Genomic DNA, 15,645 nt, shown 5'->3' with positions numbered 1-15,645 from the left:
GCGGCCGCCCGGTCGCGCCAATTCGCACGATTGTGCGGGCGAAGTCTTCACCCACCCCGGCCACTTTCCGCTAAAATGACCCGTCACCGCGCCGTTGCATGAGGTCCGCCATGAGCTTTCGCCGCGACACCATCACCAAGCCGATCTTCTCCTGGGCGCGCGGCGTGCTGCCGGCAATGTCTGACACCGAGCGCGAGGCGCTGGAGGCCGGCGACGTCTGGTGGGACGCCGATCTATTCACCGGCAATCCTGACTGGTCGAAGCTGCTGAAGACGCCGCAGGCGAAATTGACCGGCGAGGAGCAGGCTTTCCTCAACGGACCGGTCGACGAGCTCTGCGTCATGCTCGACGAGTGGAAGATCTTCTGGGAATGGCGCGACCTGCCGCAGGAGGCGTGGGCCTTCGTCAAGCGCGAAAAATTCTTCGGCATGATCATCCCGAAGGAGTTTGGCGGCCTCGGCTTCTCGCCCTATGCCCATTCGGAAGTCGTGCGCAAGATTTCGACCCGCTCGATCGCGGCCGCCGTCACCGTGATGGTGCCCAACTCCCTTGGGCCCGGCGAGCTCCTGATGCGCTTCGGAACGAAAGAGCAGCAGGAGCGCTGGCTGCCACGGCTTGCCGACGGCCGCGACATTCCCTGCTTCGGCCTCACCAGCCCCGAGGCCGGCTCCGACGCTGCCTCGATGGTCGACACCGGAATCATCTGCAAGGGCGTGTTCGAGGGTCGCGAGGTCATGGGCCTCAGGCTCAACTGGCACAAGCGCTACATCACGCTGGGGCCCGTCGCGACGCTGCTGGGCCTCGCGTTCAAGGCTTATGACCCCGACCATCTCGTCGGCGATCAGGACGAGCTCGGTATTACGGTCGCGTTGATCCCGACCAACCTGCCCGGCGTCGAGATAGGCCATCGCCATCTGCCGTCGATGCAGGTTTTCCAGAACGGCCCGAACTGGGGCCGCGACGTCTTCATCCCGCTCGACTATGTCATCGGCGGCAAGGAGCGGCTTGGTCAAGGCTGGAAGATGCTGATGACGGCGCTCGCCGCCGGCCGCGGCATCTCGCTGCCGTCGCTTTCCGCGGCCGGCGCCGCCTACGCAGCGCGCACCACCGGTGCTTATGCCCGTATCCGCGAGCAGTTCGGCATCTCCATCTCCAAGTTCGAGGGCGTCGAGGAGCCGCTCGCGCGCATCGTCGCCACTGCCTACCAGCTCGACGCAGCGCGCCGGCTCACCTGCGCGGCGCTGAACGCGGGCGTCCATCCGGCCGTGATCTCCGGCATCATGAAGCTGCACGCGACCGAGCGGATGCGTATCGCGATCGACGATGCCATGGACATCCACGGCGGCAAGGCGGTGATCGACGGTCCGCAAAACTACATCGGCAATCTCCACCGCGCCGTGCCCGTCGGCATCACGGTCGAGGGCGCCAACATCCTGACCCGCAATCTCATCGTGTTCGGGCAGGGCGCCATCCGCGCGCATCCATACCTGCTGGAAGAGATGAATGCGCTGGCCGACGCGGACCGCGAGCGCGGACTCGCCGCGTTCGACAAGGCGTTCTGGAAGCACGTCGGTCACAGCTTTCAGACGCTGTTCCGTGCCTTCGGCCGAAGCTGGACCTTTGGTGCCTTCGCGCTTGCGCCCGATGCGGGCGATGCCACGCCGTTCTACCGCCAGCTCTCGCGCTACTCCGCCGCGTTTGCGCTCTGCGCCGACATGGCGCTGCTCACGCTCGGCGGCGCGCTCAAGCGCAAGGAGATGCTGTCGGCGCGCTTCGGCGACATCCTTTCGGAACTGTACTTGCTCTCGGCCGCGCTGAAGCGATGGCAGGACGAGGGAAGGCAGAAAGAGGATTTTGCCGCGCTGGAATGGTGCATGGCGACCGGCTTCAAGACCATCGAGATCAGGCTGGCCGAAATCCTCGCCGATCTGCCGAACCGCTTCGTCGCGCTGATCCTCAAGCTCGTGGTGCAGCCCTTCGGCGCTCGCGTCCTCGGGCCCTCTGACCGCGTCGTGCACCAATGTGCAGGCCTCGTGCTGGAGCCTACGGCCGCACGCGAACGCCTCACGCCGGATCTGGCCCATGTCGATGACGACAGCGGCTTCTCCCGGCTGGAGCGCGCGTTCAAGCTGGTGACGAGTACCGACGCCATCGCCAAGCGCGTGCGCGCGGCGCATATCCGCGATTGGAAGGACGCCGTCGCCAAGGGCGTGATCACGCAGGCCGAAGGCGAGCAGCTTGCGGCGGCTCACGAAGCCGTCACAAAAGTCATCGAGGTCGACGATTTTGCGCCGGAGGCGCTGTCGCCGATTTACAAGAAAACCGGCGACGTGCATCAGTTCTTCCAGGAACTCGGTGAACAGAGGGCGGCGAGCTGATGGCACGACCGGTATTCATCGTCGACGGCAGTCGGACGCCGTTCTTGAAGGCGCGCTCGGGGCCGGGCCCGTTCACGCCGGTCGATCTCGCGGTGCAGTGCGGTCGGCCGCTGCTGGCACGCCAACCCTTCTCTCCGGCTGATTTCGACCAGGTCATCCTCGGCTGCGTCAACGTGATCGCGGACGAGATGAACCCGGCCCGAGTCGCTGCGCTCCGGCTCGGCATGGGCGAGGACATGGTGGCCTTCACCGTGCAGATCAATTGCGGCTCCGGGATGCAGTCGATCGACACCGCCTACCGCTACATCCGCGAAGGCCATGCCGACATGATTCTCGCCGGCGGCACCGAGGCGCTGAGCCACGCACCGCTGGTCTGGCCGAATTCCGGCGTGCGCTGGTTCGCTGGTCTTGCCGCCGCCAAGGGCGTGGCCGCGAAGCTTGCCGCCGCGTTCAAGCTGCGCCCGCGCTATCTCAAGCCGATCATCGGTCTCGAGCGCGGGCTGACCGATCCGATCACCGAACTCAACATGGGGCAGACCGCCGAGGTCGTCGGCCATCTTTTCGGCATCACCCGCGCCCAGTCCGACGCCTATGCCGCAGAGAGCCATCGCCGCCTCGCGCATGCGCAGGCTGAAGGTTTTCTGAAAGGCGAGGTCGAGACCGCGTTCTCCCGCGACGGCAAATTCTTCGACCACGACGACGGCGTGCGTCCGGACTCCACGGCCGAGACGCTGGCAAAGCTCCGGCCGGTGTTCGAGCGCCCGTGGGGACAGGTCACCGCCGGCAATTCCTCGCAAATCACAGACGGCGCCTCCTGGGTGATCCTCGCCTCCGATGCCGCGGTGGCAAAGCACAAGCTGACGCCCAAGGCTGCGATCGTCGACAGCAACTGGGCTGCGCTCGATCCAAGCATCATGGGGCTCGGCCCCGTGATGTCGGCCACGCCGCTCCTGACCCGCAACAACCTCACCCTCCAGGACGTCGAGACCTGGGAATTGAATGAGGCCTTTGCGACTCAAGTGCTCGGCTGTCTCGCCGCCTGGAACGACGAGAAGTTCTGCCGCGAGATTTTGCGGCTTGATGGCGCGGCTGGCGAGATCGATCGTGGCAAGCTCAATGTCGATGGTGGGGCCATCTCGCTCGGCCATCCCGTCGGCACCTCGGGCAACCGTATCGTGCTGCATCTCGTCAATGCGATGAAGCGGCTCGGCACGCGGCGCGGAATTGCCACCGAGTGCATCGGCGGCGGGCTCGGCGGCGCCATGCTGATCGAGGCGGTGTGACCATGGATTCCAAGATCATGACCGCGCTCGGCGACCGCGTGCTCTCGCTCGGGCCCCAACCGTCAGCCGACGGCCCCTACAAGCACTTCAAGCTGACGCGTGATGCCGACGGCGTCGCCTGGCTGCTGTTCGATCGTGCCGATTCCAGCGCCAATACGCTGTCCGCCGATGTGATGGAGGAGTTCGACGCTGTGCTCGCCGCGATCGAGACCGAGCGACCTGCAGGCCTCGTCATCCGCTCGGCAAAACCGTCCGGCTTCATTGCCGGCGCCGACGTCAACGAATTCCGCGGCGCCACCGATCCTGAGATGGTCGAAACCCGCATCCGCGCCGCGCATGCGGTGGTGGACCATCTGGAAGCGCTCAAGCTGCCGACGGTGGCAGTGATCCATGGCTTCTGCCTCGGCGGCGGGCTCGAGGTCGCGCTCGCTTGCCAGTCACGCATCGCCATCGACGGCGCGCGCTTCGGCTTTCCTGAGGTGATGCTGGGCCTGCATCCCGGTCTCGGCGGCACCGCGCGCTTCACCGCGCTGGTCAATCCGACCCAGTCGATGGCGCTGATGCTGACCGGCCGCACCATCGACGCCCGCCGCGCCAAGGCGCTCGGCCTCGTCGACAGCGTGACGCAGGAGCGCCACGTCCGGGGCGCCGTGAAGGACGTGTTGTTCGGCCGGCTCAAGCGGGCAAAGCCCGGGCTTCTCACCCGCGCGGCCAATCTCGGCCCCGTGCGCGGGCTGCTCGCCAAACGCATGCGCGCGGAGGCGGCGAAGGCCGCGCCCCGCGAGCATTATCCGGCGCCCTACGCGCTGATCGATCTCTGGGAGACTCATGGCGGCAGCAAGGCCGCGATGCTGAAGGCGGAGCAGGCGTCTTTCTCCAAATTGATGGTGACGCCGACCGCGCAGAATTTGATCCGCGTGTTCTTCCTGCGCGAGCAGATGAAGAAGGCGGCCGGCAGTGGCAACACGGTCAAGCACGTTCACGTCATCGGCGCCGGCGCCATGGGCGGCGACATCGCGGCTTGGGTCGCCGGGCAGGGACTGCGCGTCTCGCTCGCCGACATGAAGGCCGAGCCGATCGCGGGTGCAGTGAAGCGCGCCGCCGAGCTCTACGGCAAGATCATCCGCAAGTCGACCGAGGTGCGCGACGCGCTCGACCGCCTGATCCCCGACTTGGACGGGGAGGGCGTGCGCAACGCCGATCTCATCATCGAGGCGGTGCCTGAGAAGCTGGAGCTCAAGCAGAAGGTCTATGCCGGCCTCGAGCCCAGGATGAAGCCGGGCGCGATCCTTGCGACCAACACCTCGAGCATTCCGCTCCAGGACCTGCGCACCACGCTGGCGCGTCCCGAGCGGCTCGTCGGCCTGCATTTCTTCAATCCGGTATCGCGGCTGCAACTGGTCGAGGTCGTCAGCCATGACGGAAACGACGCACAGGTGCTGAAGGAGGCGCTCGCTTTCGTCGGCGCGATCGACCGCCTGCCGCTCTCCGTGAAGAGCTCGCCCGGCTTCCTCGTCAACCGCGCGCTGACCCCCTATATGCTCGAAGCCATGGTGATGCTGGACGAGAAGACCGACCAGCGCCTGATCGACGCCGCGGCCGAGCAGTTCGGCATGCCGATGGGGCCGATCGAGCTTGCCGACCAGGTCGGGCTCGACATCTGTCTCGACGTCGGCGACATGCTGCGCGCAAAGTTCGGTGATCTCCTGCCGCCGACGCCCGCCTGGCTGCGCGAGAAGGTCGCCAAGGGCGAACTCGGCCGCAAGTCCGGCAAGGGTTTCTACACCTGGAAGGACGGCAAGGCGGAGAAGGCGCCGTTGCCCGAGACCGGTCCCCGCGTCACCGATCAGATGATCGACCGCCTGGTGCTGCCGATGTCAAATGTCTGCGTCGCCGCCCTTCGCGAGGGCGTCGTCGACAATCCTGATACGGTCGACGGGGCGATGATCTTCGGCACGGGTTATGCACCGTTCCGCGGTGGCCCGCTGAACTATGCACGCACACGGGGGGTGGAGAATGTCGTATCCACCCTGCGTACGCTGGCCGAACGATTCGGCGGACGCTTCGCGCCCGACCCGGGCTGGGACAATTTCAAATGAGCGACGCATGACCGAGAAGTCCGACACCGAACCGAGCGGCGATCTCTGCATCCGCACGCTGGCGATGCCTGCCGACACCAACGCCAATGGCGACATCTTCGGCGGTTGGCTGCTCAGCCAGATGGACGTCGGCGGCGGCGTGTTCGCCTCGAAAGTCGCGAAGTCGCGTACCGTCACGGTCGCGATCGATGCGATGAACTTTCGAAAAGCGGTGTATGTCGGCGATCTCGTCTCGGTGTACGCCAACCTCGTGCGCGTCGGGCGCACCTCGCTCACCGTCCATCTCGAAGCCTGGGCGCTGCGGCGGCGCGAGGTGCAACCGATCCTCGTGACCGACGGCAATTTCACCTATGTCTCGATCGACGACATTGGCCATCCGCAGGCAATCCAGCGAATCGATCCGCCGATCGTGACGTAACCGCGCGCGGCGAACGGTCCCTTCTCACGAAAACTTGCTGGCGGGGGAAACGCGGCGCCGTCGCGTCATCGCGTCGCTTCTTTGCCAAGAACGGGTCACAAAACGGATGAGGTCCCGGCGTACTCAATGGCTCGTCGATTCGGGGTGGAAACCGGCTGATTGGCCCTAGGAACCTTTGGGCGGAGATGCCGTTATTTGCCCGCACTGAGGAATCCACGGGCCATGCCGGACAGCTACATCATCGAAGTGAATTCAGAAACCGCGGGTATCGTCGTTCGCGGCCACGGAGGCTACTGCTTCTTCGCCTCGTCCCACCAGTTCAATCGGCTCGAAGGCCAGCTCTTCCGCAACGCCCGCGAAGCCGAGCGCGCCGCGCGCAGGTTGCTGGATGGCGATGTGAAGGAGGCGGCGTAGTTCGCCCGCCTTGTCATTCCGGGGCGCGCGCAGCGCGAACCCCGAATCGAACCTGCGGCAAAAATTGCCGACCAATGGATGCCGGGCCCGCGCCGCTGGCGCGTTCCGAACGACATCGTCGATCACAACTTCGTTGCGGAGCGCGACAACAGCTTCCACTCATCGCTCTGCTTCTGCCAGTTCATCAGGATGTGAAGGCTGTTTGCCAGCTTCTTGCCGTCGGTCATCATCTCGGCCATCCAGTGGAAGCGCACGATCGCGGCGGGGCCGACGATCTTGATGGTCGGATCCTTGTACGTAATCGACAGGAATTTCGTCTTGCCGTCGGTGGCGTTGGCGACGAAGGCTGCCTTGTCCTCGAGGAAGCCGTTGGAATGGCTGTAGCTCAGATCCTCCGAGCACAGCGCGCTGAGCGCCTTCGGATCGGCCGCGATCTGGGCGAGGCGAAAGGCCTCGACTTTTCTTGCCACCGCCTCGTCGTCCGTTGCGGCAGCCTGATCGCGATTGCGTGTCATCGTATTCTCCGTTCTTGAACTTGCGCCCACTGTTGCAGCCGCATTCGGTTTTGTCGAGCGTCAGGTGGTCGTCGCAATGCGCTGCATTGCGTCGGTCGGCGCGAATTGATACGTCTCGCGCATCGTTGCCAAGTGCGCGAGAGGAAACTCGAAATGATGCAGGGACTGGGCAAAGCGTTACTGTTCGATATCGACGGAACGCTCGCCAACACCGACCCGCTCCACCTGAAGGCGTTCAATCAGGTGCTCGGTCCACGCGGTCATTTCTTCGACCACGCGCGTTTCTCCAGAGAGTTGCAAGGCTTCGCCAATGTGTCGATCGGTGAGCGCTTTCTGCCTGACGAGACGTTGGAGCGGCGCGCCGAAATCCTCGGCGAGAAGGAAGAAGTGTTCCGGACGCTGGTCGCGGGGCAGATCGAACCGCTCCCGGGTCTGATGGCGCTGCTCGACCGCGCGGATGCGGCCGGCATTTCCATGGTCGCCGTCACCAACGCGCCGCGGCTCAATGCCGAGTTGCTGCTGTCGGGTCTCGGCATCACGCATCGCTTCAAGACGCTCGTGATCGGCGATGAACTGCCGCATGGCAAGCCGCATCCGCTACCCTACCAGGAGGGGCTGCGCTTCGTCGGCGCCAGCGCGGCTGCCTCGATCGCGTTCGAGGATTCTCGCTCCGGGGTGCAGTCGGCCACGGCCGCCGGGATTCCGACCATCGGCATCCGGACCAGCCTCAGCGATGCTGACCTTGTTGGCGCCGGCGCGGTCGCCTCCGCCAGCGCCTTCGACGATCCGGCGCTGCTCGTGCGGCTCGCGCGCGCGTTGGCATGGTGAGCGTCGCATCCATTAACCGTGATCGGCGTGCGCATTGACCGCGCGCGCGAGAAGCCGCACCATGCACCATTCTGATTTGAGGCCATTGCCGTGACCGGATTGACCCATCGCCAAGCTGAAATTCTCAACATCGCCCGCGCCTCCGGCCGCGTCATGGTCGAGGAACTGGCGCGCCGGTTCGAAGTCTCGGCGCAGACCATCCGCAAGGATCTCAACGATCTCTGCGAGCGCCGCTCGCTCACCCGTATCCATGGCGGCGCCATCATCGCCTCCGGCGTCGAAAACCTCGCCTATGAGGCGCGCCGTTTCGTCGCCGCCGACGAGAAGAAAGCCATCGGCGTTGCGGCCGCCTCGCTGATCCCGAACGGGTGCTCGCTCTTCATCAACATCGGCACCACGACCGAGGAGGTCGCGAGCGCGCTGACCTCGCACGAGGACCTGCTGGTCATCACCAACAACCTCAACGTCGCCATGCTGCTCTACCGCCATCCCCGCATCGAGGTGGTGGTGGCCGGCGGAACGGTGCGGCGCGCTGACGGCGCGGTGGTCGGCTCGACCGCGACTCAGTTGATCGGCCAGTTCAAGGTCGACTACGCCATCATCGGCGCGTCCGCGATCGACGAGGAGGGCGCGCTGCTCGACTTCGACTATCGCGAGGTGCAGGTTGCGCAGGCCATCATCGCCAATGCCCGCAGTGTCATGCTGGTCGCAGATTCAACCAAGCTTCGCCGCAGCGCGCCGGTCCGCATCGCGCATATGACCCAGATCCAGACCTTCGTGACCGACCAGGAGCTGCCCGAGCGTCTCGCCACCATCTGCCACAGCAAGGGCATCGAGGTGGTAGAGGCGATGCCGAAGGGCGCTGACATCGACGAAACCCAGACCGATGCGCAGGATGCAGCGCCTGAAGCAGCGCCGGTAGTGCGGCTGCGCTAAGCGCCGTCCCACGGGTTGAGCAGCCGCACGCCCATGGGTTCGAAATCCCTCACATTGCGGGTAACGACTGTCAGGCCGTGAACGAGCGCGGTCGCTGCAATGAGAGCGTCACGTTCAGCGCGCGGATTGGGAACATGTAGTTGCGCGCAGCGCTGCGCCACGGCCGTATCGATGGCCAGGACCCGTCCCTCGAAGCGCGTCAGGACCTGGCCGTCGATCCAACTGCGCAAGATCGCACCTCGCGCAGCGTCCTTGCGCTCGATCAGACGCGCGCCGAGTTCGATCTCGAGAATCGAAATGACGGACACGAAGAAGCTTGCCGCGGGAACTGCATTGGCCCAGGCGACGGCATTGCGGTCAGCTTTGGCTGGTTGCCTGAGTTCGGAAATGACATTGGTGTCCAGCAGAAACATCAGTCGAGACCGGCGGGCCTGAAGACCCCGCCGGATATGCGAGGCGGATCGAAATCAAAGTCCGCACTCGTTTGCGCCAAAGCCTCGGCAAGACTCATGTGTCCGCCGCTCAGGCGCAGATAATCTTCGATCGTCAGCAGCACGTGGGCCGGGCGACCCCGGTCTGTGATGAAGACTGGTCCCTGCGATGCAGCTTTTTTCGCGCCGCTGGTGTCCTGATTGAATTCTCGGCTGGTGAGTGTGGTCACCATCGTCAGCCCCTCTCGGTAGCGGCGTCGTCATACCGGCGCAAATAATATGTAGTTATGTTGCTACATTCAAGGCTGCGAGTTCGCTCGTTGGCCCGCGTGCTGCTCGATCAAGCCGATTGCCCCAGAATCCGCCCATGAGGCTGCCGATTTCTCGACCACTTTGGCGATGGAAAAGTTCCACTTTCACTTCCATTCGTCTCTCTTTCGTCTTGCTTTCGTTTTCCGGTGTGATCTAATCAAAAACGAAAGTTGCCGCGCGACGGAACGAGCGGTTTTCGGGGGATGCGTCTGTTGGAGCGTATTTTCGACCTCGCCATCATTGGAGGCGGTGTTAACGGTTGCGGCATCGCGCGTGACGCGGTGGGTCGCGGCAACACTGTTTTCCTGTGCGAAATGAACGATTTGGCGAGCGGGACGTCGTCCTGGTCGACCAAGCTGGTGCACGGCGGCCTGCGCTATCTCGAATATTACGAATTCCGTCTGGTCCGCGAGGCGCTGATCGAGCGCGAGATCCTCTGGGGCATCGCGCCCCACATCATTCGCCCCCTGCGTTTCGTTTTGCCGCATCACGCCGGCCTGCGCCCCGCCTGGCTGCTGCGTCTCGGCCTCTTCCTCTACGATCACATCGGCGGTCGTCATTTGCTGCCGGCGACCCGCTCGGTCGATCTCCGGCGCGACGAGGTCGGCAAGCCGTTGATTCCGAATCGCTATGGCCGCGGGTTCGAATATTCCGACTGCTTCGTCGACGACGCTCGCCTGGTCGTGCTGAACGCACGTGACGCGGCCGACAAGGGCGCTGAGATCCGCACCCGCACCCGCGCGACGGATATCAAGCAGTCCGACGGCATCTGGACCGTCGGCATGGTCGATACGCTGACCGGCGCGCGTTCGCAGATCCAGGCTCGCGCGCTCGTCAATGCGGGAGGCCCCTGGGTCGAGGACGTGCTCGGCCGCGGTGCAGGCGTCAACGCGAAAGCCAAGGTGCGCCTGGTGCAGGGCTCGCACATCGTGGTCAAGAAGCTCTACGACCACGACCGCGCCTACATGTTCCAGAACGCAGACGGTCGCATCATCTTCGTCATCCCCTATCAGGACGACTTCACGCTGATCGGCACCACCGACCGCGATTATGACGGCGATCCGTCCAAGGTGAAGGCGACCGCCGAGGAGATCCAATATCTCTGCGCTGCCGCAAGCGAATATCTCGCCAAGCCCGTGACATCAGAGGATGTCGTCTGGACCTATTCCGGCGTGCGACCACTTTATGACGACGGCGCCAGCGAAGCCAAGGCCGCGACTCGCGATTACGTATTCGAACTCGATACGCCTGGCGGGGTGCCGTTGCTGTCGATCTATGGCGGCAAGATCACGACCTATCGTCGTCTCGCCGAGGAAGCGCTTGAGCGGCTCGCGCCCTATCTTCGCAGTGCGAAAGCGCGTGAGGGCTGGACCGCCAAATGGCCGCTGCCGGGCGGCGACATGGACGTGTCGGTCGTCGATGGCCTGATCGCCGAGCTCCAGCGCGGCTATCCCTTCCTGAGCCATGAGCACGCGCGGCGCCTCGCGCGCGCCTACGGCACACGCGCCATCAAGCTGCTGGGCGACGCCAAGTCGGCCGCCGATCTCGGCCAGGCTTTCGGCGCAACCCTGACGGAACGTGAGGTTCGCTACCTGATGACCAACGAATGGGCGGTGACCGCCGAAGATATCGTTTGGCGCCGCTCCAAGCTCGGCCTGCGGCTATCTGTCGACGAAATTGCCGCCCTGAGTGACTGGATCAAGACTCACGTCGTGTCGCAAAGTCCTCTGCTGCAGGCAGGAGGACGCTCATGAGCGTGACTCTCGATCACGTGACCCGGATCGTCGATGGGGTCCCACACATCCGCGACGTCTCGCTGACGCTCGAGAGCGGCACGCTCAACGTGCTGCTCGGACCGACGCTGTCGGGCAAGACATCGATCATGCGGCTGCTCGCCGGCCTCGACAAGCCGACCACGGGCAAGTTGCTGGTGGGCGGCAAGGACGTCACCGGCGCCGACGTGCGTCAGCGCTCGGTTGCGATGGTCTATCAGCAGTTCATCAACTATCCCTCTCTGACGGTTTACGAGAACATCGCCTCGCCCCTGCGCGTACAGGGCAAGCCGCGCGAGGAGATCGAGGCGCGCGTGGCCGAGGCCGCCAGGCTGCTGCGGCTCGAACCGTTCCTGAAGCGCACGCCGCTCCAGCTGTCCGGCGGCCAGCAGCAGCGCACCGCGATCGCGCGCGCTCTGGTGAAGGGCGCCGATCTCGTGCTGCTCGACGAGCCGCTCGCCAATCTCGACTACAAGCTGCGCGAGGAGCTGCGCGCCGAGCTGCCGCGCATCTTCGAGGCCTCCGGCGCGATCTTCGTCTATGCCACGACCGAGCCGACCGAAGCGCTGCTGCTGGGCGGCAACACGGTCTGCATGTGGGAAGGGCAGGCGCTCCAGATCGGCGAGACCACCAATGTCTATCGCCGGCCACAGACCTTGCGCGTGGCGCAGGTGTTCTCCGATCCGCCGCTCAACCTCGTCGGCATCGAGAAGAAGAACGGCGCCGTGCAATATGCCGGCGGCACGGCGTCGCCGGCCTCGGGCCTCTATTCATCGCTGGCCGACGGCACCTATCGCGTCGGCTTCCGCGCCCATCAGCTTGGGCTTGCCAATGGCGAGGCCGATCGCCACGCCTTCCATGCCACGGTGACGGTGACCGAGATCACCGGTTCGGAGAGTTTCGTGCATTTGACCCGCGACGGATCGAACTGGGTTGCGGTGCTGCACGGCGTGCACGAGTTCGAGCCAGGCCAGACGCTGGACGCCGTGCTCGATCCCAATGATGTCTTCGTCTTCGACGCGGCTGATCGCCTCGTCGCGGCACCCGGCTCGTGAGGGAGATGCGATATGGCCCGCATTGACCTCGTCGATCTCGCCCATTCCTACGGCGGCAACGATGCGCCGCAGGAAACCTTTGCGCTGAAGCCGGTGACCATGACCTGGCGGCAGGGCGGCGCCTATGCGCTGCTCGGCCCGTCCGGCTGCGGCAAGACCACGCTGCTCAACGTCATCTCCGGCATCATCACGCCGTCGCGCGGGAAAATCCTGTTCGACGGCCAGGACATCACACCGCTGTCAACCCAGAAGCGCAACATCGCCCAGGTGTTCCAGTTTCCGGTGATCTACGACACCATGACGGTGGGGCAGAACCTGGCGTTTCCGCTGAAGAACCGCGGTGTGCCGAAGGCCGAGATCGACAGGCGCGTCGCCGAGATCGGCCGCCTGCTCGACCTCGAACCCTATCTGAATCGCAAGGCGACCCGGCTGACGGCCGATGCCAAGCAGAAGATCTCGCTCGGCCGCGGTCTCGTCCGCTCCGACGTCGCCGCCGTGCTGTTCGACGAGCCGCTGACGGTGATCGATCCCGAATTGAAATGGCAGCTTCGCTCCAAGCTCAAGGCGCTGCATCGCGAGCTCGACCTCACGATGATCTACGTCACCCACGACCAGACCGAAGCGCTGACCTTCGCCGACACCGTCGTCGTCATGCATGACGGGCGCGTGGTGCAGAGCGGCACGCCGGCGGAGCTGTTCGACAAGCCCGCCCACACCTTCGTCGGCTATTTCATCGGCTCGCCCGGCATGAACATCCTGCCGGCCGAGGTGAGGGGGCGCGAAGCCAAGGTCGACGGCCACGTCATCGCGCTGAACCGCAGCTACGACAACCTTCCGGCCGGTGCCAAGATCGAGATCGGTGTGCGCCCGGAGTTTGTGGACGCGGTTGCGCCCGGGCCCGGCGTGCTCACTGCGAAAATCGAGCGGATCGACGACCTCGGCCGAATCCGCTTCGCGCGCGTGCGCATCGGCGAGGCCAAGATCGCGGCGCGCGCGCCGGCGGGCTTCACCAGCTCCGACGGCAATGCCGGGCTGAAATTCGATCCCGCGCACGTCCACGTCTATGCCGACAGCCTTCTGGTGGAAGGAGCCGCCTGATGGACAAGACCGTCAACCAAAAAGCCTGGTTCCTGGTGCTGCCGGTGTTCCTGGTCGTCGCCTTCTCGGCGGTGCTGCCGCTGATGACGGTGGTGAACTATTCGATGCAGGACACCTTCGGCAACAACCAGTTCTTCTGGAACGGCGTCGGCTGGTTCAAGGAACTGCTCGATCCCTCGACCGATCTCGGCGGCCGCTTCCTGGCCTCGCTCGGCCGCAATCTCTTCTTCTCGCTGGTGATCCTCGCCATCGAGGTGCCGCTCGGCATCGTCGTCGCGCTGTCGATGCCGCGTCAGGGTTGGACTGTCGCCGCCTGCCTCGTCACGCTCGCGCTGCCGCTGTTGATTCCGTGGAACGTGGTCGGCACGATCTGGCAGATTTTCGGCCGGCCCGACATCGGCCTGCTCGGCTATGTCCTCAACCATATCGGGCTCGACTACAACTACGTATCCAACGACGTCGATGCCTGGGTCACCGTCATCGTGATGGACGTCTGGCACTGGACCAGCCTCGTCGCGCTGCTCTGCTATGCCGGGCTGAAGTCGATCCCGGAGGCCTATTATCAGGCAGCCCAGATCGACGGCGCCTCGCGCTGGGCCGTATTCAAGGCGATCCAGCTGCCGAAGATGAACCGCGTGCTGCTGATCGCGGTGCTGCTGCGCTTCATGGACAGCTTCATGATCTACACCGAGCCGTTCGTCGTCACCGGCGGCGGCCCCGGCAACTCGACCACCTTCGTGTCGATCGAGCTCGTCAAGATCGCGCTCGGCCAGTTCGACCTCGGCAAGGCCGCGGCGCTCTCGCTGGTCTACAACCTGATCATCCTGATCGTTTGCTGGATCTTCTACACCGTCATGACCAACGCCGGCAACGAACGCAAACCCCAGGAAGGAGCCGCGTGATGCACTCGATCCCCGGCCGCCGCTTCATCATGGGGCTGTTCCTGATCTTCCTCATGTTGCCGATCTACTGGCTCGTCAACATGAGCTTCAAGACCAACGGCGAGATCATCTCGACGATGACGCTGTGGCCTCATGCGCCGACGCTGCAGCACTACAGGCGCATCTTCACCGACGAGAGCTGGTATTCCGGCTATATCAATTCGCTGGAATACGTCGTCATCAATACCGTCATCTCGATCTCCGTGGCGCTGCCGGCGGCCTACGCGTTTTCGCGCTACCGGTTCCTCGGCGACAAGCACCTGTTCTTCTGGCTGCTGTCGAACCGCATGGCGCCGGCCGCGGTCTATGCGCTGCCGTTCTTCAATCTCTATTCGGCGATCGGGTTGTTCGATACGCCCTGGGCCGTTGCGCTCGCGCACTGCATTTTCAACGTGCCGCTGGCGGTATGGATTCTCGAAGGCTTCGTCTCCGGCGTGCCGCGCGAGATCGACGAGACCGCCTTCCTCGATGGCTATTCGTTCCCGCGCTTCTTCATCAAGATCCTGGTGCCCCTGATCGCGAGCGGCATCGGCGTTGCCGCGTTCTTCTGCTTCATGTTCTCGTGGGTCGAGCTGCTGCTGGCGCGCACGCTGACCTCGGTCAACGCCAAGCCAATCGCTGCGGTCATGACGCGAACGGTCTCGGCGGCCGGCATGGACTGGGGCCTGCTCGCGGCTGCCGGCGTGCTCACGATCATTCCGGGCGCGCTCGTGATCTGGTTCGTCCGCAACTACATCGCGCGCGGCTTCGCGCTCGGCCGGGTCTAGGAGGTTTTCATGGACTCCATCGCATGGATGGCCTGGACGCTGCCGACCGCGATTTTCTTCGTGGCGCTGGCGTGCACGCTGGCCGTCATGACCTGGCTCGCGGCCGCCTATCCCGAGGCCGAACGCGTCGGGATCCTGCGCATCCCGACCACGCGTGGCGACCGCCTGTTCATTTCGCTGATCGTGGCTGCCGTCATCCACCTGGTCTGGATCGGCTTCGTCGGTACCGATCCGATCGCGACGCTTCCGATCGGAGAGGAAGGATTTGAGCTGACGAGCCTGTGGCTCGCAACCGTGATTTCGCTTGCCTCGGGCGTGGTGATCTTTCGCACCGTCTGAGGCAGGCGAGAAAGAGCAGATCCGGGGTCTACCCGGGCCTGGATTTTAGTTTTGTCGCT

The 15,645-nt window shown here is 64.6% G+C and carries 16 protein-coding genes; 13 read left to right on the top strand and 3 right to left on the bottom strand.

Annotated elements, in window-relative coordinates; genetic code table 11:
* Positions 1-110: 110 nt before the first annotated feature.
* From QY049_RS33625 to QY049_RS33605, 5 genes are all read left to right on the top strand, one after another.
* The gene (locus QY049_RS33625) at positions 111-2,378 is read left to right on the top strand and encodes an acyl-CoA dehydrogenase (RefSeq protein ID WP_301270414.1); all 2,268 of its coding nucleotides are present in this window, start codon (positions 111-113) and stop codon (positions 2,376-2,378) included.
* Positions 2,378-3,661 (top strand): acetyl-CoA C-acetyltransferase, encoded by a 1,284-nt coding sequence (locus tag QY049_RS33620; protein ID WP_194477412.1) that lies wholly within the window; start codon positions 2,378-2,380, stop codon positions 3,659-3,661. The genes QY049_RS33625 and QY049_RS33620 overlap by 1 nt, the downstream gene beginning before the upstream one ends.
* Before the next feature lie 2 nt (positions 3,662-3,663).
* Entirely contained in the window at positions 3,664-5,760 is a 2,097-nt protein-coding gene (locus tag QY049_RS33615; protein WP_258762908.1) for a 3-hydroxyacyl-CoA dehydrogenase NAD-binding domain-containing protein, read from the top strand.
* A gap of 7 nt (positions 5,761-5,767) precedes the next feature.
* The gene (locus tag QY049_RS33610) at positions 5,768-6,178 is read left to right on the top strand and encodes an acyl-CoA thioesterase (RefSeq protein ID WP_194477410.1); all 411 of its coding nucleotides are present in this window, start codon (positions 5,768-5,770) and stop codon (positions 6,176-6,178) included.
* Positions 6,179-6,400: 222 nt separating this feature from the next.
* Positions 6,401-6,592: a hypothetical protein gene (locus QY049_RS33605; RefSeq protein WP_194477409.1), complete on the top strand. Its 192-nt coding sequence runs from the start codon at positions 6,401-6,403 to the stop codon at positions 6,590-6,592.
* A gap of 122 nt (positions 6,593-6,714) precedes the next feature.
* Here the strand turns inward: QY049_RS33605 and QY049_RS33600 are convergent, their stop codons facing one another.
* Positions 6,715-7,107, bottom strand: coding sequence for a nuclear transport factor 2 family protein (locus QY049_RS33600; RefSeq protein WP_194477408.1), 393 nt, complete (start codon positions 7,105-7,107; stop codon positions 6,715-6,717).
* Between the two features lie 153 nt (positions 7,108-7,260).
* On the opposite strand from QY049_RS33600, the gene QY049_RS33595 reads away from it, so the two are divergent.
* Both QY049_RS33595 and QY049_RS33590 read left to right on the top strand, forming a co-directional pair.
* Positions 7,261-7,935: an HAD family phosphatase gene (locus QY049_RS33595; protein WP_258762907.1), complete on the top strand. Its 675-nt coding sequence runs from the start codon at positions 7,261-7,263 to the stop codon at positions 7,933-7,935.
* Positions 7,936-8,025: 90 nt separating this feature from the next.
* Positions 8,026-8,871: a DeoR/GlpR family DNA-binding transcription regulator gene (locus tag QY049_RS33590; protein ID WP_194477407.1), complete on the top strand. Its 846-nt coding sequence runs from the start codon at positions 8,026-8,028 to the stop codon at positions 8,869-8,871.
* Here the strand turns inward: QY049_RS33590 and QY049_RS33585 are convergent.
* Positions 8,868-9,284: a type II toxin-antitoxin system VapC family toxin gene (locus tag QY049_RS33585; RefSeq protein WP_258762906.1), complete on the bottom strand. Its 417-nt coding sequence runs from the start codon at positions 9,282-9,284 to the stop codon at positions 8,868-8,870. The two genes, QY049_RS33590 and QY049_RS33585, sit on opposite strands and share 4 nt — an antisense overlap.
* Positions 9,284-9,535, bottom strand: a complete 252-nt coding sequence (locus QY049_RS33580) for a type II toxin-antitoxin system prevent-host-death family antitoxin (RefSeq protein WP_194477405.1) — start codon at positions 9,533-9,535, stop codon at positions 9,284-9,286. Before QY049_RS33580 ends, QY049_RS33585 begins: the two co-directional genes overlap by 1 nt.
* Before the next feature lie 282 nt (positions 9,536-9,817).
* Between QY049_RS33580 and glpD the strand changes: the two genes are divergently transcribed.
* From glpD to QY049_RS33550, 6 genes are read left to right on the top strand one after another with little or no spacing between them, the layout of a single operon-like run.
* Positions 9,818-11,368 carry a glycerol-3-phosphate dehydrogenase gene (glpD, locus tag QY049_RS33575; RefSeq protein ID WP_258762905.1) on the top strand — a complete coding sequence of 517 codons (1,551 nt, stop codon included), beginning with the start codon at positions 9,818-9,820 and terminating at the stop codon, positions 11,366-11,368.
* On the top strand, positions 11,365-12,441 hold the full coding sequence (locus QY049_RS33570; protein WP_194477403.1) for an ABC transporter ATP-binding protein: 1,077 nt from the start codon (positions 11,365-11,367) through the stop codon (positions 12,439-12,441). The genes glpD and QY049_RS33570 overlap by 4 nt, the downstream gene beginning before the upstream one ends.
* A 12-nt stretch (positions 12,442-12,453) precedes the next feature.
* The gene (locus tag QY049_RS33565; protein ID WP_194477402.1) at positions 12,454-13,539 is read left to right on the top strand and encodes an ABC transporter ATP-binding protein; all 1,086 of its coding nucleotides are present in this window, start codon (positions 12,454-12,456) and stop codon (positions 13,537-13,539) included.
* Positions 13,539-14,441, top strand: coding sequence for a carbohydrate ABC transporter permease (locus tag QY049_RS33560; RefSeq protein ID WP_194477401.1), 903 nt, complete (start codon positions 13,539-13,541; stop codon positions 14,439-14,441). Before QY049_RS33565 ends, QY049_RS33560 begins: the two co-directional genes overlap by 1 nt.
* The gene (locus tag QY049_RS33555) at positions 14,441-15,247 is read left to right on the top strand and encodes a carbohydrate ABC transporter permease (RefSeq protein WP_194477400.1); all 807 of its coding nucleotides are present in this window, start codon (positions 14,441-14,443) and stop codon (positions 15,245-15,247) included. The genes QY049_RS33560 and QY049_RS33555 overlap by 1 nt, the downstream gene beginning before the upstream one ends.
* 9 nt (positions 15,248-15,256) lie before the next feature.
* Complete coding sequence (locus tag QY049_RS33550; protein WP_194477399.1) at positions 15,257-15,586, top strand: DUF2160 domain-containing protein; 330 nt, start codon at positions 15,257-15,259, stop codon at positions 15,584-15,586.
* The last annotated feature ends 59 nt before the right edge of the window (positions 15,587-15,645 follow it).

This window comes from Bradyrhizobium sp. WYCCWR 13022 (assembly GCF_030435535.1).
Taxonomy (GTDB): domain Bacteria; phylum Pseudomonadota; class Alphaproteobacteria; order Rhizobiales; family Xanthobacteraceae; genus Bradyrhizobium.
This window is presented reverse-complemented; position numbering and strand designations above follow the sequence as displayed.

Coding starts and splice junctions, on each gene's coding strand:
- glpD (WP_258762905.1), top strand. CDS start 9,818: ATGCGTCTGTTGGAGCGTATTTTCGACCTCGCCATCATTGGAGGCGGT.
- QY049_RS33550 (WP_194477399.1), top strand. CDS start 15,257: ATGGACTCCATCGCATGGATGGCCTGGACGCTGCCGACCGCGATTTTC.
- QY049_RS33625 (WP_301270414.1), top strand. CDS start 111: ATGAGCTTTCGCCGCGACACCATCACCAAGCCGATCTTCTCCTGGGCG.
- QY049_RS33610 (WP_194477410.1), top strand. CDS start 5,768: ATGACCGAGAAGTCCGACACCGAACCGAGCGGCGATCTCTGCATCCGC.
- QY049_RS33580 (WP_194477405.1), bottom strand. CDS start 9,535: ATGGTGACCACACTCACCAGCCGAGAATTCAATCAGGACACCAGCGGC.
- QY049_RS33595 (WP_258762907.1), top strand. CDS start 7,261: ATGATGCAGGGACTGGGCAAAGCGTTACTGTTCGATATCGACGGAACG.
- QY049_RS33600 (WP_194477408.1), bottom strand. CDS start 7,107: ATGACACGCAATCGCGATCAGGCTGCCGCAACGGACGACGAGGCGGTG.
- QY049_RS33555 (WP_194477400.1), top strand. CDS start 14,441: ATGCACTCGATCCCCGGCCGCCGCTTCATCATGGGGCTGTTCCTGATC.
- QY049_RS33620 (WP_194477412.1), top strand. CDS start 2,378: ATGGCACGACCGGTATTCATCGTCGACGGCAGTCGGACGCCGTTCTTG.
- QY049_RS33565 (WP_194477402.1), top strand. CDS start 12,454: ATGGCCCGCATTGACCTCGTCGATCTCGCCCATTCCTACGGCGGCAAC.
- QY049_RS33560 (WP_194477401.1), top strand. CDS start 13,539: ATGGACAAGACCGTCAACCAAAAAGCCTGGTTCCTGGTGCTGCCGGTG.
- QY049_RS33585 (WP_258762906.1), bottom strand. CDS start 9,284: ATGTTTCTGCTGGACACCAATGTCATTTCCGAACTCAGGCAACCAGCC.
- QY049_RS33570 (WP_194477403.1), top strand. CDS start 11,365: ATGAGCGTGACTCTCGATCACGTGACCCGGATCGTCGATGGGGTCCCA.
- QY049_RS33605 (WP_194477409.1), top strand. CDS start 6,401: ATGCCGGACAGCTACATCATCGAAGTGAATTCAGAAACCGCGGGTATC.
- QY049_RS33615 (WP_258762908.1), top strand. CDS start 3,664: ATGGATTCCAAGATCATGACCGCGCTCGGCGACCGCGTGCTCTCGCTC.